At 38.1% G+C, this 22,309-nt stretch carries 13 protein-coding genes; 8 read left to right on the top strand and 5 right to left on the bottom strand.

Annotation, left to right across the window (positions count from 1 at the left end; translation table 11 throughout):
* The first annotated feature begins 22 nt into the window (after positions 1-22).
* The 6 genes from L1275_RS04170 (at position 23) to L1275_RS04145 (ending at position 15,403) form a co-directional block, all read left to right on the top strand.
* Positions 23-946 (top strand): type IX secretion system membrane protein PorP/SprF, encoded by a 924-nt coding sequence (locus L1275_RS04170; protein ID WP_253470126.1) that lies wholly within the window; start codon positions 23-25, stop codon positions 944-946.
* Between the two features lie 310 nt (positions 947-1,256).
* On the top strand, positions 1,257-9,560 hold the full coding sequence (locus L1275_RS04165) for a choice-of-anchor J domain-containing protein (protein WP_253470124.1): 8,304 nt from the start codon (positions 1,257-1,259) through the stop codon (positions 9,558-9,560).
* Between the two features lie 55 nt (positions 9,561-9,615).
* A complete protein-coding gene (locus L1275_RS04160) occupies positions 9,616-10,539 on the top strand; it encodes a type IX secretion system membrane protein PorP/SprF (RefSeq protein WP_253470122.1) in 924 nt (307 codons plus the stop codon).
* A 595-nt stretch (positions 10,540-11,134) separates the two neighbouring features.
* On the top strand, positions 11,135-12,058 hold the full coding sequence (locus tag L1275_RS04155; protein WP_253470120.1) for a type IX secretion system membrane protein PorP/SprF: 924 nt from the start codon (positions 11,135-11,137) through the stop codon (positions 12,056-12,058).
* Between the two features lie 114 nt (positions 12,059-12,172).
* A complete protein-coding gene (locus L1275_RS04150) occupies positions 12,173-14,059 on the top strand; it encodes an OmpA family protein (RefSeq protein WP_253470118.1) in 1,887 nt (628 codons plus the stop codon).
* Positions 14,060-14,191: 132 nt separating this feature from the next.
* A complete protein-coding gene (locus L1275_RS04145; protein WP_253470116.1) occupies positions 14,192-15,403 on the top strand; it encodes a hypothetical protein in 1,212 nt (403 codons plus the stop codon).
* Between the two features lie 56 nt (positions 15,404-15,459).
* On the opposite strand, the gene L1275_RS04140 is transcribed toward L1275_RS04145, so the two are convergent.
* The 3 genes from L1275_RS04140 to L1275_RS04130 form a co-directional block, all read right to left on the bottom strand.
* On the bottom strand, positions 15,460-16,245 hold the full coding sequence (locus L1275_RS04140) for a S1/P1 nuclease (protein ID WP_253470114.1): 786 nt from the start codon (positions 16,243-16,245) through the stop codon (positions 15,460-15,462).
* An 83-nt stretch (positions 16,246-16,328) separates the two neighbouring features.
* Complete coding sequence (locus L1275_RS04135) at positions 16,329-16,838, bottom strand: acyl-CoA thioesterase (protein WP_253470112.1); 510 nt, start codon at positions 16,836-16,838, stop codon at positions 16,329-16,331.
* A gap of 69 nt (positions 16,839-16,907) precedes the next feature.
* The gene (locus L1275_RS04130) at positions 16,908-17,849 is read right to left on the bottom strand and encodes an SPOR domain-containing protein (RefSeq protein ID WP_253470110.1); all 942 of its coding nucleotides are present in this window, start codon (positions 17,847-17,849) and stop codon (positions 16,908-16,910) included.
* 203 nt (positions 17,850-18,052) lie between these two features.
* Here L1275_RS04130 and dprA point away from each other — a divergent pair, with 203 nt between their 5' ends.
* Positions 18,053-19,156 carry a DNA-processing protein DprA gene (gene dprA / locus L1275_RS04125; protein ID WP_253470108.1) on the top strand — a complete coding sequence of 368 codons (1,104 nt, stop codon included), beginning with the start codon at positions 18,053-18,055 and terminating at the stop codon, positions 19,154-19,156.
* Positions 19,157-19,189: 33 nt separating this feature from the next.
* Here the strand turns inward: dprA and trpS are convergent, their stop codons facing one another.
* Positions 19,190-20,164, bottom strand: a complete 975-nt coding sequence (gene trpS / locus L1275_RS04120) for a tryptophan--tRNA ligase (protein ID WP_253470106.1) — start codon at positions 20,162-20,164, stop codon at positions 19,190-19,192.
* A gap of 178 nt (positions 20,165-20,342) precedes the next feature.
* On the opposite strand from trpS, the gene L1275_RS04115 reads away from it, so the two are divergent.
* Positions 20,343-21,086 (top strand): 1-acyl-sn-glycerol-3-phosphate acyltransferase, encoded by a 744-nt coding sequence (locus L1275_RS04115; RefSeq protein WP_253470104.1) that lies wholly within the window; start codon positions 20,343-20,345, stop codon positions 21,084-21,086.
* A gap of 78 nt (positions 21,087-21,164) precedes the next feature.
* Here L1275_RS04115 and recA read toward each other — a convergent pair whose 3' ends face one another.
* On the bottom strand, positions 21,165-22,169 hold the full coding sequence (gene recA / locus L1275_RS04110) for a recombinase RecA (protein WP_253470102.1): 1,005 nt from the start codon (positions 22,167-22,169) through the stop codon (positions 21,165-21,167).
* Positions 22,170-22,309 lie beyond the last annotated feature (140 nt).

Raw genomic sequence — 22,309 nt, 5'->3', positions numbered from 1 at the left:
GAATCCGCATAAATAATAATCTATGAAAAAGATATGCTCGCTTGCTTTAATCGCTTTTTGCTTTATAAGTGAAGGTTATGCGCAACAAGCTCCTCATTACACGCAATATATGTATAATATGAGCGTGGTCAATCCGGCTTATGCAGGTTCTCAGGAGTCGCTGTCCATGGGGCTGTTATACCGCCAACAATGGGCAGGTCTTGATGGGGCTCCTCAAACGGGGACTCTATTTGGTCACACCCGTGTCGGTAAAAAAGTGGGACTAGGCCTTTCGGTGATCAGCGATAAAATCGGTCCAGTTAAAGAAAATAATATTTATGGAGACTTCTCTTATACCTTAGATTTAGGTGGGGAGCATAAATTAGCCTTGGGTCTTAAAGCAGGGGTAACCTTGCATGACATTGGTCTTTTTACTGATATTGGAAGCGAGAGTTATATGGATGCTAACGACCCTTCCTTTGCAGAAGACTCGAAAAGCACGCTTTTCAATGTAGGAGCAGGAGCTTTTTATTACACTCAAAACTACTATGTCGGTTTGGGAGTTCCCAATATGCTTAAAGGACGTTATTTGGATTATGACGGTAAAAAATACGGTAGTCAAGTGATGCACGCCTTTTTAACTGGGGGATATGTTTTTGAGCTGAATCAAGATTTTAAATTAAAGCCGTATTTTATGGTTAAATATGCTGCAGATGCACCAGTATCGGCAGATTTGTCGGTGAACCTGATGTATATCAATAAATTCGAAATCGGAGCAAACTATAGAATTGACGATGCTATAGGTGGTATGGTAAATTATAGAATCACACCGAATTTGCGGATTGGTTATGCTTATGACCACGTGATGTCTGATTTAAAGGTTAAAGCCAAAGCATCGCATGAGTTTATTTTATTGTACGATATTTATTTTTCGAAAAGAGTATCGAGTTCTCCGAGATATTTTTAAACCAGTAAATTTGCAATAAGTTAGTTCAGAAAAATAATTTGTCAAAAAGCAGTAGTATACGAAAGTTTACTACTGCTTTTTGTTTTTATAGAATTTTATGGGTTTGTTTTATAGGAATAGCAGAAATGATCGTGTTGATGAAATAAGTTGTAAAAATTGCATTTTTGTTAAATTCCATTTCTATTGCTTTGGTTTTTAGGAGGTTTTGTAGATGAAGATCGGTTTGTTTCTGTGAAAATTAACAAAAAAAAATAAATGGCTTTGATAAAAACTATATATTTGAAGCCTAACTAACCAAATAATATTAGGTATGAAAAAAATTACTAACCTTTTTTATACTTCTATCGTTCTTCTGCTGATTTTCTTTGGCAATACTTTACAGGCGGGCAATAGAGGTATCAATAGCAATAGGAGTTTGTTCGATTGGGAAGCCAGATCTTACGCTCCGGAGTTGTATTTACAACCCTATTTCGATCTAAATGGTCGTGATATAGCAGCCAAAGCACTCCCTGATCCCAACATTGTTTTTGAAGATGACTTTGAAGGCGCCACTTCCAAATGGACTTTTGTCAATGCAACAAATAATGCTTGGTATATCGGTTCTGCTGTAAATAATGGGGGAAGCAAATCCATGTATATTTCTGATGATAAGGGAGTGTCTAATGCGTATTCAGGTGCAACAGCAGTTTCACATGCTATTAGCGAGGTAATTGATATTCCTACAGGTTCTAAAAATTATTCTTTAAGTTTTGATTGGCGCGCTAGGGGCGAGGGTACTTCGATCCTTTATGATCATTTGGCCGTGTGGATTGTACCGTCGACTTTTACACCAGCCGTTAACGTTAAAATGACAGTGGCAAATTCTGGAGGAATCTTGTTAAATGATGGATTAAATCTACAAGATACTTTTAAGAAAAGTCTTTTTAATCTGGATCTAAGCAGTTTTGCTGGTAAAAAAATAAAGATCATTTTCCAATGGGGTAATGATAATAGTCTTTTTAATATGCCACCAGCAGCTGTCGATAATGTCGAATTTGTAAAATTAGATTGTGATTCGCTAAAGAATATTACCGTGACTAATGTTACTGCTTCGGCAGCAACACTTAATTGGGTCGCACCTACAGGGGTGACTTCAATGAGTTATGAAATTTATAAATCAGATTTTAACGTTATTCCTAAATATACAGATAATGGTGTTTTAGTAAATAATGTGACTACTTATAGTTTTACCACTTTAACTCCTGCTAAGAATTATTATGTGTGGATACGTACTGTTTGTAGTGCGACAGAAAAGGGTTTTTGGATAGCGGCACCTTCCGTTATAAAAACGGCTTGTGGAGTTATGCAGGTTCCTTTCTGGGAAGGTTTTAATGCAGACTCGCCATCACTGGCGTGTTGGAAAATAGTCGACGCCAACGCAGACTCTACGAGTCCGACAGGGAATAATATTTGGAAAACAAGTACAACAAATTTCGAGGGAACCCATTCCATGTATTTTTATGGATCTTCAACCGCCGCTAAGGTGCCGCATGATGATTGGATGATTTCACCGCCTATAAAATTTGATGCAACTAAAAAATACAGATTAAAATACAAATATAGAACCACTACGACCGCTTCGAATGAGTATGAATTTGAAGTTTTGATGTCTAGTACCGGTTCAGATAAGGTCAATAAATTTACGCAAACAATAGTTCCAAAAGCCAAATACGAGGCAACTTCTACATGGAATGAAGCTTATGCCGTAATAGGTGGAATAAATGCTGATATCAATTTGGCTTGGCACGTGACTTCGTCAAGTCTGTCTACTACAGTGTATATAGACGACGTGTCGGTCGAAGAATTAATAGGTTGCGCTGAACCTATGAGTTTGGGCGTTAAAAACATTGGTGCTGATAAAGCGACAATTTCTTGGACAGATGCTTTAGGTGCAGTCGACTTTGAATACTATGTTCAAAAAGCGGGCGGAACTAAACCAGCAACTGGAGGAACGGCAACAACGTTAAAGGACAATATCATTACAAAAGATTTTACTGGAGTTGCTCTAGGGGGGAATACTAAATATGAATTCTATGTTCGTACGATTTGTAGTGCGGGATCAAACAGTATTTGGCAAGGACCGATATATTTTACAACATTATGTACAACATTCCCGATCCCATTTTTTGAAGGTTTTAATACAGATACGAACAATATCGCGTGTTGGACAATTATTAATAACAATAAAGATTCCAATACTTGGAGTACTTCAACAGTTTTGCAAGAGGGTACTCATTCCATGTATTTTTATGGACCTTCTTCAACTGCGCCGCACGATGATTATCTGGTGTCGCCTACTTTTGAATTGGATTCCACCAAAATCTATAAACTAAGTTATTTTTTTAGAACGAATGCTTCTTATAATAATAGTTTTGAGGTACTAGTTTCTCAAAATGGTCCGAATGTTAGTGGTTTTACTCGCACATTGACGTCTAAAATACATAAAAGCGCCACTTGGGAAGAGGATATGCTGTTTATCGGAGGCGTTCAAGGGCCTGTTAATATAGCTTGGAGGGTGAATACCCCGGCCTCGACTACTTATTTGTATCTTGATAACGTTAGAATTGAAGAAGTAGATTGTAGTCAACCAAGCAATTTAGGCGTAAAAGATGTAGAGGCTAACGCCGCTACCTTAATTTGGGAAGATAATTTTAATAAATCTTGGGAATATGTAATTCAGCCTAAAGGTGATGGCGATCCTGTTGGTGCTGGTACTGTAAATGCGAAAGATGAAGTCACGGTTACTAAAACCACTAAAGGAGCCAATTTACTGGGAAATACAGAATATGAATTCTATGTTCGCTCGAAATGTACTGGAAACAAAATGAGCGACTGGTCTGGGCCATTTGTATTCAGAACGGCATGTAGTATTTTGACCCTTCCTTACTTGGAAGGTTATGAAGCGGTTTCTAAAACCAAAAATTGCTGGACGGTATTGGATGTTAATAACGACGGTACATCAACTTCTAATATGTGGAATGAGTATTCTGGAGCTAGTTCTGCCCAGGAGGGAACCATGAGTATGCGTTTTTATGGTACAGGTACGGATAAAGTCCATGACGATTGGTTGATTAGCCCTGCTGTTAATATGGTAGCTACAGATATTTATGAACTGTCTTATTATTACAGAACCAATTCGAGCTATGTTAATGAATTTGAGGTATCGCTATCGGTAAATGGACTAGATCCTACGGAGTTTAAAAAACCGCTAGTAGTTAAGGAAGGTTATAAAAACGGGGCTTACGAAAAGAAAACGGTTTATATTACCGGAGTCGTAGGTAAGGCTTATATCGGATGGCATGTAACCGCTTTAGCAACCTCTTATGTATATCTCGATCAAATCGCTATTAAAAAGGTGGATTGTATAGGTCCAGAAGATCCTAAGGTAACTAAAGTGGATTCCGGTTCGGTGACCTTTGAATGGGAAGATAAAGTAAACACAAATTGGGAATATTTTATACAAGCAGCTGGAGGTGCATTGCCTGTGGGTAGTGGAAGTCTGTCGAAAACTAAAAAAGTGGTTACTTCTAAGACAAATGGAGCTGGAGCAGGAAATCTATTGCCAAATACCGAGTATGAGTATTATTTGCGTTCTAGTTGTGGTGTTGGAAAAAATAGTGAGTGGATAGGACCGTTTAAATTCAGAACTTTATGTAGTACTCAAGTCCTGCCATTTTTAGAAGGATTTAATAAAAACTCTACTACTTGGGCGTGTTGGACGGTAGTAGATGCCAATGGAGATTCAAGTAGCGCTACATCTAATTTATGGCATCTCAATACTCCTGCTTTTGAAGGAGATCAATCAGCAAGATTTTATGGATCTGGTAGCAAAGCAACTTTACCGCATAACGATTGGTTGATTTCGCCTACATTTAATTTTAATGCAACCAAAATATATAGATTAAAGTACCATTATAGAACAAGTTCATCATCTTCAAGCTCCTATAGTTACGAGTTCGCTGTATTGCTGTCTAAGACAGGAACAGAGATTAGTAAATTTACGGAGGTAGTTGTTCCCAAGAAAAATTACGAGGCATCTAATGATTGGAAGCAAGAGACTACCTTCATTACTTCAGTCGGAGGTGATGTAAACCTATCTTGGCAGGTTACTTCACCGAGTGAGTACTCGTATATTTACATTGATAATGTGATCCTGGAGGAGGTTACTTGTCCAGAACCTTTAAATCTCGGTGTAAAGGATGAAAAGGATTCTAGTGCCACAATTTTCTGGAGTGATAAATTCGGTTCTAATTGGGAATATGTAGTTCAAAAAGATGGAGGAGCGATACCTATTGCTATCACCACTGGATCTGCGACTAAAACTAAGGAGACCATCGTAGCTGTCGATAAAGATGGTAAGGCATTGGAACAAAATACCGAATACGAATTCTATGTACGTACGGATTGTGGTAATGGTGATTCTAGTGATTGGTCTGGTCCGTTTAAATTTAGAACGGCTTGTGGAGTGTATAAGACACCATTCAAAGCAGGATTTGATACGAGTGATCAATCGTTGATTTGCTGGACGATCATTGATGGTAATGCCGATGCTGTTTCGCCTACAGGAACGGGTATTTGGAAAACGAGTACGGTTAAATTTGAGGGAACACATTCGATGTATTTTACCGGAGCCAAAGACAAAGCACCTCATAATGATTGGTTGATTTCACCGAAACTAAATTTTGAAACTGGTAAATCTTACCGATTAAAATATAAATACAGAACTGCAGTAGGCACTGCAAACATCAACGAATTTGAAGTCATGTTATCGAATACGGGCATTGCTCCGGCAAGCTTTACGCATACCGTAGTTCCAAAAGCCGAGTATACAGGTAGCACAGATTGGATAGAAGAGTATGTCTTTATTCAAGGAGTTAGTGGAGTAGTTAACATCGGGTGGCATGTAACCTCGGCAACTACGGCGGTCAATTTATATATTGATAGTGTTGTAGTGGAAGAAGTTAAAGGGTGTTTTGAGCCACTGCCTTCTGTTATCGACTCTAAAGATTATCAAAGCAACCAAGCAACCCTATTTTGGGATGATAAATCGGGGGCTACCAATTGGGAGTATTTTGTTCAAGAAGCGGGAAGTAAGTATCCTACTAAGAATGGAACTCCAACAGTTAAAAAAGAGAATATCGTTACGAATATAACTTCGGGGGCTGCTTTAAAACCGAATACGGATTATGAGTATTACGTTCGTACAATTTGTAGTGTTGGAGGATATAGTATCTGGCAAGGACCGTTTTATTTCACAACCACATGTGGTGTTTATACAACACCATTCTGGGAAGGATTTAATTTGAGTGATAAATCTTATAGATGTTGGTCGGTAATTGACGCTAATGCAGATGCTACAGGAACTTCAACAACGAATCGATGGGCAATGGTAACTACTGCCGCCGGTATTTTTGAAGGGACACATTCGATGTATTTCTACGGAACTAGTGGTAAAACGCATGATGATTGGTTGATTACTCCTCCGATTACTCTAGATGGTGGAATGTATGTACTAAAATACCATTACAAAGCAACGGCTTTGAATGATAATAAATTAGAGGTTCTATTGTCTACAGCGGGTATTGATCCTAAGGATTTTACTACTACAGTAGTGACTTCTAGAACCAATATTAATGCAAATTTTGTAGAAGAAGTTGCGTTTATTAATGGAATTAAAGGAAATGTCAATCTCGCTTGGCATGTGCCTTCAGTTGGAGTTACAAATCTATATGTGGATAACGTAAGCTTGAAGAAAGTTGAAAATTGTCCAGAACCGTATTATGTGAAATTAAGTAATGAAACCACTTCATCAATAGATGTCAGCTGGACTCAAGACGGTGGAATCACCTCGTGGGAAGTTGTAGTAATGGACTATAAGGATGATGCTACAGGAACTCCGCTTAAAACAGTTCCAGTGACAGGTGCTCCGAGTACGACAATTACGGGTCTACCGTCAGGTAAGGGGTATACCATTTATGTTAGAGCAAAATGTTCTGATAATATGACTAGTAGTGACTGGTCAACGGCAATTGATGGATTTACTTTAGTGGGTACCAATAACAACTGCGGCGGCGCTATTGTGGTTCCAATAAACACAGGTTTAGATTGTAGTAAAGCGGTTTCGGCTACTTTCTCGGGAGCTGCACAATCTACTATATCTGAACCAAGTTGTGCTACGATTCCTCAAACTACTCCGCCAACTAATACTTCAAGAAAGGATATTTGGTTTGAGTTTACAGCAACCCAAGCTACACATCTGTTTAAAATTTTGGATTGGGTGAGTCCTTCAGGAAGTTCTTACGGCACGGTATACGGAGCCTTATATGATGTGCCTTGTACTGCGATATCTAGTACAGTAGCTAGTACAGCAGTCGAGTGCTTTACTTTGACAAGCACATTATCTAGTAGGGCGTTTAATAATTTAGTTCCAGGTAATAAGTACTATATCCGCTTAGGTTTGCCAGCTACTACAGCAACGACTTATAGAGATATTTTTAAGGTTTGTATTAACACACCATCGTATTTAGAAGTCAGTCCAAGTGGTACCAAATACACACCGGAAGAGTTAGTTAAGGATGTATTAGTGGTTTCCAACTGTGACCTTGTTACCAATGTGCATTACCAAGTTGGTGACGGTAGTTTGGCGACAAAATCGGTCAATACATTGGGGTCGTTTACTAAAAACGGTACTGAATTCCCTTTTAAAGAAGGAATCGTCATGTCAACTAGTGAAGTACAATTCGTACCAGGTCCTTTCACAACGGGTGCAAAAGGAACTAACCGAAATCGTTGGGTTGGAGATAAGGATTTGAATGATGCCATCAATGATACAGGTGGAAACCCTGAGTGGGATAAAAGAATGCGTGTAACTCAATTGGAGTTTGATTTCTTCTCGATCAAGGATTCTATTAAATTTGATTACTTATTTGCATCGAATAGCTACATCGATGGTTGTACCTATACTTGTAAAAATGGATCTTTATTTGCAGCTTGGTTGATTGATACCACTACTGGGGAAGGTCAAAATTTAGCCAAGATAAAAGGAACTAATACGCCTATTGCTCTAAACACCATTTGGGATACCTCAAAGGCAGGAGGGACTTGTCAAAGCTCAAACCCTGATTTATTCTGGAATCAGTATGAAAGAGCAGGTCAAAGTCCAGCAGGTGAGGCGCCTATCAATTTTGCAGGCTCAACCATAGGAATGAGTTCTGAAACGGTATATGTAGTACCGGGGCGTACCTATCACATTAAATTAGCTGTAATGGATTTTTGTACTAACGATGATCATTCATCTGCAGTCTTTTTTGGAGCGGCAAGTTTCGACTTAGGAAACCTCGACTTAGGTGCTGATTTATTGGTGGAAAATGGAACGGCACTTTGTAATGGAGAAGCAAGAACGATCAATTCTGGTTTGGCTAGCGAGGATGTTACCATCAAATGGTTTAAAGATGATGTGTTGTTGCCTGGTGAAGACAAACCGGACTTAGTGGTAAGTGAAAGTGGAATTTATAAGGTTGTAGCTAAATACGATGCCATTGACTGTGATGTTATGGGTGAGGTTAGAGTAGAGATTTTCCCTCCTATAAATACGGTAGTTGGTGCTCCGAAAGCCTTCGAAATTTGTAGAAATTCGTTAGCTCCGATCAAGGTTGATTTGACGACGGTGGAAGACTATATGTTTAGAATTTCGGATCGAACGATCTATAACGTTTCTTATCACCAAGAACTGGCTGATGCCGAATCGGGCACGAATCCTATCGGTCCAATATATGAATTGGTGACTAATGGAGAAGACAGAAAGGTATTTATTCTTGTCGAAGATACCAGAACGGGATGTAAGGAAGTATTTGAATTGCCTTTTAAAGTGTTAAAAGGAGAGTTGCCAGTGAAACGAGAAGACCTAAAGGTTTGTGCAACTTACACTCTTCCTGCACTAGAAGCCAATCAATTCTATTATACAGAAGCAGCTGCACAAGGAATACAATATCAAGCTGGTGATGTATTAACAGAAGTAAAAACACATAAGATCTACGTTCTTCAGAAAAATGATGAGGCAGGTTGTTATGAGGAAATTTCATTCAATGTAACCATTACAGCAGTGGTTAAAGCAGATGTCTTTGAAAATGTTGAGTTAGAATGTCAGCTACATCAACTAGCTCCATTAACCGAGAATAACAGATACTTTACCCAATCCGGTGGACAAGGAATTGAATTAATCCCGGGTAGTCTAGTTCCTTACGCTCAAATCATCTACGTATATGCATCTTCAGTAGATGGATTATGTACCGATGAAAGCAGCTTTAAAGTGAGCTATTTAGACTGTCCGATTCAAAAGGGAATTTCTCCTAATGGCGATGGTAAAAACGATCGTTTTGACTTAAAAGAACACGGCGTAACCAGTATGGTAATTTATAACCGTTATGGTGCTGAGGTTTTTGCTTTCCAAGGAGAGTATACAGACCAATGGTATGGTCAAGATAAATCTGGTAAGGGACTTCCTGACGGAACATACTATTACGTGGTTATTGCACACGGTAAAACCAGAACAGGATGGGTTCAGATCAATAAATAATTAATAAAATAAAAGTCGGCAGTTTATACTGCCGACTTTTTAAATAATCATATTTATGAAGAAACTATATTTTGCGGTATTAACGGTCTTCTTCTTTGTCGGGGAAAGCTCCGCACAACAAGCTCCGCACTATACCCAATACATGTATAACATGAGTGTGGTAAATCCAGCTTATGCCGGCTCTCAGGAATCGCTATCGATGGGTTTGCTATACCGCCAGCAATGGGCAGGTCTTGATGGAGCTCCTCAAACGGGAACCTTGTTTGGACACACTCGCGTCGGTAAAAAAGTGGGACTAGGTCTTTCGGTGATCAGCGATAAAATCGGCCCAGTAAAAGAAAATAACATCTATGGAGATTTTTCTTACACCCTAGACTTAGGGGGTGAGCATAAATTGGCCTTGGGGCTTAAAGCGGGAGTTACCTTGCATGATATCGGTCTATTTTCAGATATCGGAAGCGAGAGTTATATGGATGCTAACGACCCGTCGTTTGCAGAAGACTCGAAAAGCACGCTTTTCAATGTAGGGGTAGGAGCTTTTTATTACACTCAAAACTACTATGTCGGTTTGGGGGTTCCCAATATGCTTAAAGGACGTTATTTGGATTATGACGGTAAAAAATACGGTAGTCAAGTGATGCACGCCTTTTTAACGGGGGGATATGTATTTGAATTGAATCAAGATTTTAAATTGAAACCGTATTTTATGGTTAAATATGCTACGGATGCACCGGTATCGGCAGACTTGTCGGTGAATCTGATGTATATCAATAAATTCGAAATCGGAGCAAACTACAGAATTGATGATGCCATAGGGGGGATGGTGAATTATAGAATCACACCCAATCTACGTGTAGGATATGCCTATGACCACGTGATGTCTGATTTAAAGGTTAAAGCCAAAGCATCGCATGAATTTATTTTGTTGTATGATATTTATTTTTCAAAGAGAGTGTCAAGCTCACCAAGATATTTTTAAAAGGCATACGGTATGCAGTTAAGAGATTTATCGAGATAGTAGTACCTTATGTACCGTTGTTTTTGCGAAATTATTCATGGAAACAGTAGTGAACAGTCGTTTGCTGCTGTTTCTTTGTTTTTGGAAAAATCTTGTTTTTTAGGATGATTTATATGTGATATTTTTATGAAAAAACAATTTTTTTTACCATTTTTAATGATTTAAGCACTCTTAAAATGATTTTTAGAGAATTTTTTTATTTTTGAATGAATTGAACTGTGTAAAAATTAACAAAAAACGATTATCTTGCTAAGAAAAAAAGTATATATTTGGACAATAACTAATCCAAATGTAATATTGGAGGAAGTTAAACGCGCTTTCTTTTTTGTTTTTCTCTTTACAGCTGGCTGTTTCTCAGGATTTACGGTCGCTTAGGGTACTGGTGATAATTGAAAAGACCAAGCCGTATTAAAGATCATTTTTAATAAGTGATTGCGATTAAATGTTAAAAAACGTTGTCAAGAATAGAAATTAGGATTAATAGACCTTAAAATAATTAAAATTTATAGTCGGTAGTTTGTGCTGCAGACCCTTAAACTTGTTTAAATAAATACTTATGAAGAAATTATATCTCGCAGCTTTAACTGTTTTTTTATTTCTTAGCGAAGCTCAAGCACAGCAGGCGCCTCACTATACGCAGTACATGTATAATATGAGTGTGGTAAATCCGGCATATGCGGGATCTCAGGAATCCTTGTCAATGGGATTATTGTACCGCCAACAATGGGCGGGCCTTGATGGAGCACCTCAAACGGGAACCTTGTTCGGGCATACTCGTGTGGGTAAAAAAGTGGGATTGGGTCTTTCGGTTATTAGCGATAAGATCGGGCCTGTAAAAGAAAACAACATTTATGGAGATTTTTCTTACACCTTAGATTTAGGGGGTGAGCACAAATTGGCATTAGGTCTTAAGGCGGGTGTTACCTTACATGATATTGGTCTATTTTCTGATATTGGAAGTGAAAGCTACATGGATCCTAATGATCCATCATTTGCAGAAGATTCGAAAAGTACGCTTTTCAATGTTGGAGCAGGGGCGTTCTACTATACGCAAAACTACTATGTAGGATTGGGGGTGCCTAATATGTTAAAAGGTCGTTATTTGGACTATGACGGTAAAAAATACGGTAGCCAAGTTATGCATGCCTTTTTGACTGGGGGATATGTGTTTGAATTAAATCAAGATTTTAAATTGAAACCATATTTTATGGTGAAATACGCCATGGATGCACCGGTATCAGCAGATTTATCTGTGAACTTAATGTATATCAATAAATTTGAGATTGGAGCAAACTACAGAATTGACGATGCTATCGGAGGTATGGTTAATTATAGAATTACGCCAAATCTACGCGTTGGATATGCCTATGATCACGTGATGTCTGATCTTAAAGTTAAAGCAAAAGCTTCACACGAATTTATTTTATTATACGATATTTATTTCTCTAAAAGAGTATCGAGTTCGCCGAGATATTTTTAATTTTAAAAAAATAGTATTCACAGTATGAAATCGCTAAAAAAAATAGGTACTGATATTCAATACCAGGTGTTTTAAAGCGAGACCATATGACCTTAAAAAAAATAATATCCACATATGAAAAAAATATATTTAAGTTTGTTTTTTGCTTGTAGTGTGTTTCTAGGGCATGCTCAAGATGAAAAAACCAAGGTTGCCGATCAATATTTTAGTAAATATGAATTTGTCAACGCGGCAAAGGAGTATCAAAAATTGGTCAGAGGAGTTAAAACAGATAATTACATTAATCTGCAATTAGCAGAGAGCTATTATAATATTTTTAATACCGTTGAGGCTGCTAAATACTACGGTAAGGCTATTGAGGCCAATCCTAAGTTAGACGCTGAAATATATTATAAATATGCACAAATGTTGAAGGCGAGTGGACGCTATGACACGGCTAATGATGTGATGCGTAAATTCGCTAGACTAGCACCGTCAGATCAACGAACCATCGCTTTTCAAAGAGATCCAGATTACATACCTAAGTTGAGAAGTCAAGAGGAATTATTTACCTTCGAAGATAGCGGAATCAATATACCGGATGGATCTGATTTCGGGGCTTTCTTGTCTCAAAACGATACACTTTATTTTACTTCAACACGTACCGAAAACAAAAAAACGTACGGATGGAATAATCAACCTTTCTTAGATTTATTTCAAGCGAAATTTGATCCGCAAAGTCAGGTTTTTAGTGAAATTAAGGCCATCTCTGAAGTTAATACAAAATACCACGACGGACCAGCTACAGTGAGTGCAGATGGGAAGACCATGTTTTTTGCAACCGAAAGTTTCCGTGAAGGTAATTTTGTTAAAAACAAAGCGAAATTGTTGAAACTGGGGAAAGTGAGTTTGTTTAAAGCTACTAAAAAAGGTAAGAAATGGGGTGATTTCGAAGCATTTCCTTACAACGGAAAAGACTACTCTGTTAGTAATCCTAGTTTGAGTAAAGATGGTAAAACCTTGTATTTTGCTTCTGATATGCCAGGAACTCTTGGAGGAATGGATATCTGGAAAGTAACTATAAATGAAGATGGTACCTATACAGAACCACAGAACTTAGGAAGTAGAGTTAATACAGAAGGAAGAGAATCATTTCCTTTTATCTCTGACGATAACAAACTGTATTTCGCATCAGACTCTAGAAAAGGATTTGGAGGATTGGATATTTATGTCTTAGACTTAGAAATTAAAGACGCTGAATTAAAGAATTTAGGCGCGCCGATTAATACGGCGAAAGACGATTTTGCGTTCACTTTCTATCCGGATAAAAACGTCGGATTTTTCTCGACAAACCGAGTGGGAAGAGACGATATCTATAAAGCCATTCCGGTTTGTAATGTAGAAATGTATGTCACCGTTATCAATGAGAAAACAGGAGAAATCTTAAGCGGTGCTCAAGTTAAAATATTAGATGATAGGAAAAATATCATTGAAGTCAAATATAGTGACGCCAGAGGATTGGTGGAATACGTAGTGGAATGTCGTCAGGGATTCGTTTTGCAAGTGGATAAAAATGGTTTTGAAGGAAAAATCGTTAACCTTCCACCGCATAAAGGAGGAAGACAACAAGTTACGGTAGCTTTGAAACCAATTGAAGTTATTGTAGTTGACGAACAAGTATTATTAGGAGATGTGTTCTTCGAGTTTAACAAAACAAATATTACACAACAAGGATCGTTTGAGTTAAATAAATTAGTTCAAGTGATGGAGCGTAATCCAAATATGAGAATTAAAATCGAAGCACATACAGATTCTAGAGGAAGTGATGAATACAACTTAAAACTATCTGAAAGAAGAGCTCAAACAACATTGCAATATATGTTATCAATGGGTATTTCTCCAGATCGTTTAGAATCACAAGGGTATGGTGAAAGTCAACCAAGAGTGAAGTGTGGAGATCATTGTACAGAAGAACAACACGCTCTTAATAGAAGATCAGAATTTATTATCTTACAGAAATAAAAACATTTTTTTAAATTGTCTCTAGCAATCCCAGTACTTCTCAAGTGCTGGGATTGTTGTTTTTAGTGAGGAATGTTATTATTGGCATAGTAGTTGGTATTATGATAATAGTAAACATCAAAAAACAAAAACATGAAATTATATAGAACAACATTAATATGTATAGCACTTTTGCTCTCTGCTTTAGGATATTCTCAGAAAGCTACTGTTGCTGCTATGAATTATGATATTAGTGATAACTTAGATTTACAAGCTGTTGCTTCTATTTTTGGGGACTCTAGAGATTTAGCCGATTTCGAAAGACGCTTAAATGATCCGCAGTCGCAAATATCCAACTTGGACTTAAATAGAGATAATTATGTTGATTATTTAAGGGTTATTGAAGTCACAGAAGGACAAACCCACTTGATTGTTATACAGGCTGTTTTGGGGCAGGATATGTTTCAGGACGTCGCGACCATTGAGGTAGAGAAAGATCGTAAAAACCGCGTGCAGGTGCAAATTGTAGGTAACGAATACTTATATGGACGCAACTATATCTATGAACCGGTTTACGTATCGACACCAATTTTGTTTGATGTTTTCTGGGGTGTTTCTTATAGACCTTATTATTCTTCTTGGTATTGGAATTATTACCCAACGTATTATTCTCCGTGGGAGCCCTATCCAATTTACCGATATAGAAACAATATCCATGTACATATCAACACGAGTAACCGTTATGTATACGCTTCAGATCGCAGAAGTTCTAGATCAGTAAGATTGTTAAATGATGTGCGTGGAAATTCGTATGAAAGACAGAATCCGCAAAACTCGTTCAGCAGTAGAAATGCCAATACTTCTAATCGATACGTCTTAGATCAAAATAGAAATAGTAGTCGATCAGTGCAAAGTCAAAACGGAAATTCCGTGAGTTCAGGAAGAGGTAATGATGGAAGTAATTCTGGACGTCAAGTGAACAGCAGCACTCGTGAAAGTTATAATACAACTAGTGCCAGACCGGTTAGTAGTTCAAGAGATGTAAATTCTTCGTCTTCAAGATCTACCAATACAATGTCCACTCGTGTAGCGCCTTCAACAACTAGCAATAGTTCTAGGAGTTCATCTAGTAGAAGTAGTATGAGATCCAGTTCAGCAGCTACAAGTCAACCGGCGCGTATAGAACGTGCGACTAGCTCGTCAAGATCGAGTTCGAATTTTAATTCCAACAGCGGTTCATCAAGCAGAAGCTCTTCTTCGATGTCAAGTGGTCGTTCTTCCAGTTCGTCCAGCATGGGAGCCTCTTCAAGCAGTAGAGGATCGGGTGGCGGTTCTAGCAGTAGAAGTGGTAGTAGTTCAAGATAATTAATTATTCATTCAATAAAGACATAAAAAAAACAGGCTATAAGCCTGTTTTTTTGTTATCCGTATATTTCATTTAGGATTTTCGCCAAGCGCAAACCTCCTTTGAGAAGTTGATCTTCAAGATCTTTTTGATGGTCAAAATAATATTTGTAACTCAATTTATCATCGGCTTTTGCAGTGTCGTAGATGTGCTGCGCTGCAGTATAAGATTCATAGAGCCAAGTTACCAATTCACCTTCGCTTAAGCGGTTGTTAAACTTTTTATCGTGTATGTTTAAAACCGTTGAAAACTCGGTATAGCTGTATTGTGTAAAGTCTACTAATTTGGAATCCCAAAGGGTGTGGAGGTTGGTTTTTTGACCAAACCATTCTACTCCAATTCTGTTTCCCCCCAAGTCTTCGGCTCTACCAACGTGTAAGGGTTGATGTGCGTCTCCGATCAAATGGATTAGAAAATAAAGGTTCACTTGTTTTTTCTCTAAAGAAAGGTCCTTGTCTTTCAGTTCTTCTATAAGGGAAAGCGTTTTTTTATAGAGATTATCCGCTGTGGTTTCATTCATCTCTTTGGTGAAATCCGTCGGGGTTAAGGAAGTTCCAACATTGACATAATGCCAAGCATCAGCGTGTTTCCATGTTGGATCCGATTTGATAAAATCGGGCCAATTGGACCAATAGGCCAATTTTTGGTCTCCAATTATTTTCTTTAGATTTTTTTTCGCTTTTCGAGTCAAATTGCGTTCGGCAATTTCGGCTACTACGCGATGTCCTGTTGTGCCCCAGGCCCAAGACGTGGAGGTATTGATCAATAGAACAGCTAAGGCTAAAAATAATATTTTTTTCATTGTTTAAAATTTTACACAAAGTTAGGCACTACATGTAAGAGTTGGAAGTGCCTAGAGTGTTAATAAAAAGATAAGATCTTAACTTACTTGAATAAAGCTTTTAGTTCTGTAGCTTCAGACGGTTTCATCTTTCCTGCCAATACGAGGCTCAATTGTTTTCTGCGTAGTGCTGCTTCAAAGCGTTCTGTTTCCAATTCCGTTTCTGGAACAATTTGGGGTACTGCTATTGGTCTTCCGGTTTCATCGACAGCAACAAAGGTATATATGGCCTCATTTGCTTTGTTTTTAACGCCGGATTCCCGATCTTCTATCCATACGTCTATAAACACCTCCATAGAGCTGTTAAAGGCTCTTGAAATACGCGCTTCTATCGTTACTACGCTACCTAATGGAATGGCTCTGTTGAAAGCGACATGATTTACCGAGGCGGTTACACACACGCGTCGCGAGTGTCTGCGGGCTGTGATACTCGCAGCACGATCCATTCTAGCCAATAATTCACCACCGAAAAGGTTGTTTAAAGGATTGGTTTCTCCAGGGAGTACTAAATCGGTTACTACAGTTACGGACTCTGATACTAATTTCGGCTTCATCTGTTTTTTTTACAAAGATAAAAACATTATGACAAAAAAAATCCTGAATTTTAATTCAGGATTTTTGTTTTATTTTACCAGTATCCAAGCTTCCTTGTTGTGTTTCTTGTGAATAGCTCTCATGGCATCTTGTGCTTCTGAAAGATTCGCATAACTTCCGTAGGCTACTGGGTATAGACCGTATTTGTTTTTTTCTAAAAAAGTAGATTCAAAACCTTTTTCTTCCAATTCTTTAGCGGCTTTAGCGGCGTTTTTTTCGCTTTTAAAAGCACTTGCTATAATGTGGTAGGGTTTGAGTACAATGGGTTCCTTGATGGTAAGTACCACTGGACTTAAGGGTTTTTCAATAAAGAAAGTCGCTTGCTGTATTTGATAATCAACCTTTTCTTGTACGGCTTTCTCTACTTCCAAAGTTTCTTTAGCGATGTAAGCATCGTGTTCTTGTTTGTATATAGTAGTTCCTAGGCTGGCAGCGACTACAAAAACCGCAGCATATTTTAAAAAAGTATATTTTCTTCTTCGCTTCGTGATTAGAGCGATGGTAGGAGTCACGTCAAGCTCTTTTTCTTCTTCTGGTATTGGAAAAAGATTTCTTCCAATGGCAGGAGCAGAAACGGTACTGAGGCCAAAAGCTGCCGTCAAATAATTTGTCGAGGCTTGTGGTTCGAAAATCCAATTTGAATCCGTGTTTACATGGATGGTTCCAATCGGTTTTAAAACGAGCGTTTTATCAACGGATAGACGCTGTTTCCAATCGCTAACGCATTGCTGAATTTCTGCTAGGGCGCTTTCATAAGTCATCCCTTCCTCCAAAGCGATGTGATTGGCTAACAGACCATCATTATGGATCAATTGTGTATTAAAAGAAATTGACTTTTTTGGTGGAAAAAAAGTCTGAGTAGCCTCATGGAAGCTAGCAGATTGAACTTCTGTCAAAAAAGCGCCAAATCCAGGCACTATAACACATTGATAGCGATATAATAAGGCGGATATGTATTTTTCTATAATCATATTACAAAGTTAACGAATCAACACACAAAGCAAAATTTTATCCACAAATGTTATTAACAAAACGGAAAATAAATGTAAATAACTTGTTCATAAGATGTTGACTAATTAATCAAAGAATGCTCTTAAAATGTTTTTTTTAAAAGCCTAAGGGTAGTCTGTTGATATTTATTATATTAGGTGATGTTTAATTGATTTCCTGTTTTATGAATGAGGAAAAATTGTTTTATACGCTGGCGCTGCAAAACGTCGAGGGCGTTGGAGATGTTATAGCAAAAAGATTGTTGAGTCATTTTAAAGATGCGAAGACCGTTTTAAAAGCTTCGACTGCTGATTTGATGCAGGTTGATGGAGTTGGTGATCGGTTGTTGAAAAATCTACGCGATAAAAATATTTATCAGGAGGCTGAAATGGAGCTGAATGCGATTAATAAACTAGGGATTCAGGTTAGTTTTTATACAGATGACGATTATCCCAGTCGATTAAAACATTGCGATGATGGACCGGTATTGCTTTATTCAACCCGTCGGTTCGATTGGAAAAACTCGAAAATCATCAGTATCGTTGGTACAAGACGACATACGAGTCAGGGAAAAGAATTCTGTCAGGCACTCGTAGCGGGTTTGGCGATCTATAATCCGATTATTGTTAGTGGATTTGCTTTTGGAATAGATATCATCGCACATAAAGCTGCGGTCGATAATCAACTGCGAACTGTTGGGGTTTTGGGTCATGGATTGCAGGATGTTTATCCCAGATCTCACTATAAGTATATGGAAATCATCAAGGAGCTTGGTGGATTTTTAAGCGAGTTTAAAACCCGAAGCAGTATGGAGCGCGAGAATTTTATTCGAAGAAATAGGATAGTGGCAGGGCTTTCTGAGGCTACTGTAATTGTAGAGAGTGCACAGAAGGGAGGTTCTATGAGTACGGCTCGTTTTGCTAATGATTACAATCGAGAAGTGTTTGCTGTTCCGGGTCGAGTGACCGATAAATATAGTCAGGGTTGTAATGAATTGATCAAGTGGCAAAGAGCACAATTGATTACTTCTGCTCAGGATGTCATCGATATGTTGCAATGGGATGGTAAGGGAGTGAATCAAGGCTCGGGGCAAAGAGCCATATTTGTAGAATTGAGCGAAGAGGAACAAAAAATTTACGACTATTTGGCTTTTTCAGGAAAGCGGACTATGGATGAAATTGCACTGGCTTGTCAATTGGTCGTTTATAAAGTGGGGGTCTTGCTGTTGAGTATGGAACTCAAAGGGGTTATACGGCCGATGCCGGGAAAGGTTTTTGAGTTGATATAAAAAGAAACGGACTCCAAGGGAGTCCGTAAAAAATTAAATGCGATAACCCAATTTCTGGCGAACGCGATTTAAGGTGTTTTGTGCTATGATACTGGCTTTTGCTGCGCCAATCTTTAATAGTGCGTCGATTTCGTCAAGGTTATTGATATAGTAATCATATTTCTCTCTTTCCGTTTTAAATCGGGTAAGGATCAAATCAAAAAGTTCTTGTTTGGCATGCCCGTAACCATAATTACCTCCTAAATATTTATCCCTTAAAGCGGCAGTTTGATCAGCGCTTGCAATCAATTTATAGATTGAAAAGATGTGACAGGTATCTGGGTTTTTAGGATCCTCCAAAGGAGTGCTGTCGGTTTGTATGTTCATGACTTGCTTGCGCAAGGCCTTGTCATCCTGAAAAATATTGATATAATTATTTCGGGATTTACTCATTTTTTCACCGTCAGTTCCCGGCACGATCATCACTTCTTCCGCAATTTTAGCTTCTGGTAAAACAAAAGTTTCACCCATTTGATGATTGAAGCGTGAAGCGACATCTCTAGTGATTTCTAAATGTTGTAGTTGGTCTTTTCCAACCGGTACGAATTCCGCATCATACAGCAGTATATCTGCGGCCATCAACATCGGGTAAGTGAAAAGTCCAGCGTTCACATCGTCAAGATGTGATGCTTTATCTTTAAAGGAATGGGCTAGTGTCAATCTTTGAAATGGAAAAAAACAACTTAGATACCAAGATAATTCAGTGGTTTGTGGAACGTCGGATTGTCGGTAAAAAGTTACGTGATTGATGTCTAATCCACAAGCCAGCCAGCTAGCAGCTACACTATACGTGTTGCTTTGCAAGGTGGATGCTTCTTTTATCTGTGTCGCCGAGTGTAAATCAGCAATAAAAAGAAAGGAATTGTTTTCTTTAAGGTTGGCCATTTGTATCGCAGGGATGATAGCTCCTAAAAGATTTCCTAAGTGGGGAGTACCTGTACTTTGTACTCCAGTTAGAATTTTAGCCATTTTTGATTTTTTCTATATTTAGTACAAATATAGCGGATTTGAATTACCTAGTATGGGTTTTGGTTTAATTACTGGGTGCTTTTTTTATAATTGATTGTTGCTTTTGGCTTACTGTGATGAAATATTGATTAATATGTTTACTTTTGGATTTGTTAAAAATTTTAGAAATAGATACTGCATGAGGTTATTGAAAATCGCATTTTGGGTTTTATGGAAAATTTGGTTTTATTTTTTAATGACTGTAGTTATTATATTAATGTCTCCTTTGTTGGTATTGACTATTTCGAGTGATCGAACCTATCCTTATTTTTTTATTCTGGCTCGTTTTTGGGCAAAAGTCGTCTTTTATGGTATGGGCTTCCGGTACCGTGTTGAATGGCAGCAGAAACCGGAAAAGGGTAAAAGTTATATGTTGATTTCTAATCACACTTCGATGATGGATATTATGTTGATGTTGATTTTGATAAAAGACAACCCTTTTGTTTTTGTAGGCAAGCAGGAATTGGCAAAATTGCCGATTTTTGGATTCTTTTATAAAAGAACCTGTATTTTGGTTGATCGCGGAAATTCTCAAAGTAGAATGCAAGCTATAAAAAGTGCAGAGGATAAAATAAAATTGGGGCGTAGCATTTGTATTTTTCCTGAAGGCGGGGTTTCGGATGATAAATCCGTGGTCTTAGATGAGTTTAAAGACGGTGCATTTCGCTTGGCGATAGAACATCAAATAGAAATTGTGCCGATGTCTTTCGGTGGATTAAAGCGTTATTTTCCTTTTGAATTTCTTGCGGGTTATCCTGGGACGGTCCCCGTGGTGGTTCATCCGTTTATAGTAACTAAAGGAAAGACTCTTGCCGATAGAAAAGAAGTGAAACAGCAAGCTAGAGAAATGATGTTAAAGCAGTTGTTGCTTTTTAAATACTAGAAAAATCAGCTACGAAAAAGGGCCGTCTTTTTTAGACAGCCCTGATATTTATGGAAGTATTAACCCAGATTTCCTAGCTTAATCTTCTTTGCTTTTGATTAATTCTTTGATTTTAAGCTCTAATTCGTCCATCAATTCTGGGTTGTCTTTGATAACACCTTTGACAGCATCGCGACCTTGACCTAATTTAGTGTCTCCATAGCTAAACCAAGAACCACTCTTTTTAACGATTTCAAATTCCACAGCTAGGTCTAATACTTCCCCTACTTTGGAAACTCCTTCACCATACATAATGTCAAATTCTGCTGTACGGAACGGTGGTGCTACTTTATTTTTAACAACTTTTACTTTAGTACGATTTCCCATCACTTGATCACCGTCCTTAATTTGGGTCGATTTACGAATGTCTAAACGTACAGAAGCATAGAATTTTAAGGCGTTACCTCCCGTAGTAGTTTCTGGATTTCCAAACATTACTCCGATTTTTTCACGCAACTGGTTGATGAAAAATACCGTACAGTTCGTTTTACTGATTGTTCCAGTTAGTTTTCTCAAGGCTTGTGACATCAAACGAGCGTGAAGACCCATTTTGGAATCTCCCATTTCTCCTTCGATCTCACTCTTTGGAGTCAAAGCGGCAACCGAGTCAATAACAACTAAGTCAATAGCTCCAGAACGAATTAGATTTTCTGCAATCTCCAAGGCTTGTTCACCGTTGTCTGGTTGAGAAATAATTAAATTGTCGATATCTACTCCTAATTTCTGTGCATAGAAACGATCAAAGGCATGCTCTGCATCAATAAATGCAGCAATACCTCCTGTTTTCTGAGCTTCGGCGATTGCATGTAAAGTAAGTGTGGTTTTACCAGAAGATTCCGGGCCGTAAATCTCGATGATTCTTCCACGAGGATATCCGTTTACTCCCAAGGCTAAATCCAAGCCCAAAGAGCCGGAAGAGATAGCTTCTACCTCTACTACAGCACGGTCACCCAATTTCATCACCGTTCCCTTACCGTAAGTTTTGTCTAATTTATCTAATGTAAGCTGTAAAGCTTTTAATTTGGCTTCTTTATCTGCACTCATCTTTCATAAAATTTGAAATGTAAAAGTACAGCTTTTTTTTGAGTTACAAAGGAGTTGCTTGTCCATTAGAATTTAAAATAATAGCGATAGAACCCCTTCTGATAGCATAAAATCAGTATTTACTGCTGGGTTTCGTCATA

It is taken from the genome of Flavobacterium sp. HSC-61S13, from assembly GCF_024171535.1.
Classification (GTDB): Bacteria; Bacteroidota; Bacteroidia; order Flavobacteriales; family Flavobacteriaceae; genus Flavobacterium.
This window is presented reverse-complemented; position numbering and strand designations above follow the sequence as displayed.

What these genes read in the sequence shown, in the direction of transcription:
- L1275_RS04170 (WP_253470126.1), top strand. Translation starts at nt 23, where the DNA reads ATGAAAAAGATATGCTCGCTTGCTTTAATCGCTTTTTGCTTTATAAGT.
- L1275_RS04165 (WP_253470124.1), top strand. Translation starts at nt 1,257, where the DNA reads ATGAAAAAAATTACTAACCTTTTTTATACTTCTATCGTTCTTCTGCTG.
- L1275_RS04160 (WP_253470122.1), top strand. Translation starts at nt 9,616, where the DNA reads ATGAAGAAACTATATTTTGCGGTATTAACGGTCTTCTTCTTTGTCGGG.
- L1275_RS04155 (WP_253470120.1), top strand. Translation starts at nt 11,135, where the DNA reads ATGAAGAAATTATATCTCGCAGCTTTAACTGTTTTTTTATTTCTTAGC.
- L1275_RS04150 (WP_253470118.1), top strand. Translation starts at nt 12,173, where the DNA reads ATGAAAAAAATATATTTAAGTTTGTTTTTTGCTTGTAGTGTGTTTCTA.
- L1275_RS04145 (WP_253470116.1), top strand. Translation starts at nt 14,192, where the DNA reads ATGAAATTATATAGAACAACATTAATATGTATAGCACTTTTGCTCTCT.
- L1275_RS04140 (WP_253470114.1), bottom strand. Translation starts at nt 16,245, where the DNA reads ATGAAAAAAATATTATTTTTAGCCTTAGCTGTTCTATTGATCAATACC.
- L1275_RS04135 (WP_253470112.1), bottom strand. Translation starts at nt 16,838, where the DNA reads ATGAAGCCGAAATTAGTATCAGAGTCCGTAACTGTAGTAACCGATTTA.
- L1275_RS04130 (WP_253470110.1), bottom strand. Translation starts at nt 17,849, where the DNA reads ATGATTATAGAAAAATACATATCCGCCTTATTATATCGCTATCAATGT.
- dprA (WP_253470108.1), top strand. Translation starts at nt 18,053, where the DNA reads ATGAATGAGGAAAAATTGTTTTATACGCTGGCGCTGCAAAACGTCGAG.
- trpS (WP_253470106.1), bottom strand. Translation starts at nt 20,164, where the DNA reads ATGGCTAAAATTCTAACTGGAGTACAAAGTACAGGTACTCCCCACTTA.
- L1275_RS04115 (WP_253470104.1), top strand. Translation starts at nt 20,343, where the DNA reads ATGAGGTTATTGAAAATCGCATTTTGGGTTTTATGGAAAATTTGGTTT.
- recA (WP_253470102.1), bottom strand. Translation starts at nt 22,169, where the DNA reads ATGAGTGCAGATAAAGAAGCCAAATTAAAAGCTTTACAGCTTACATTA.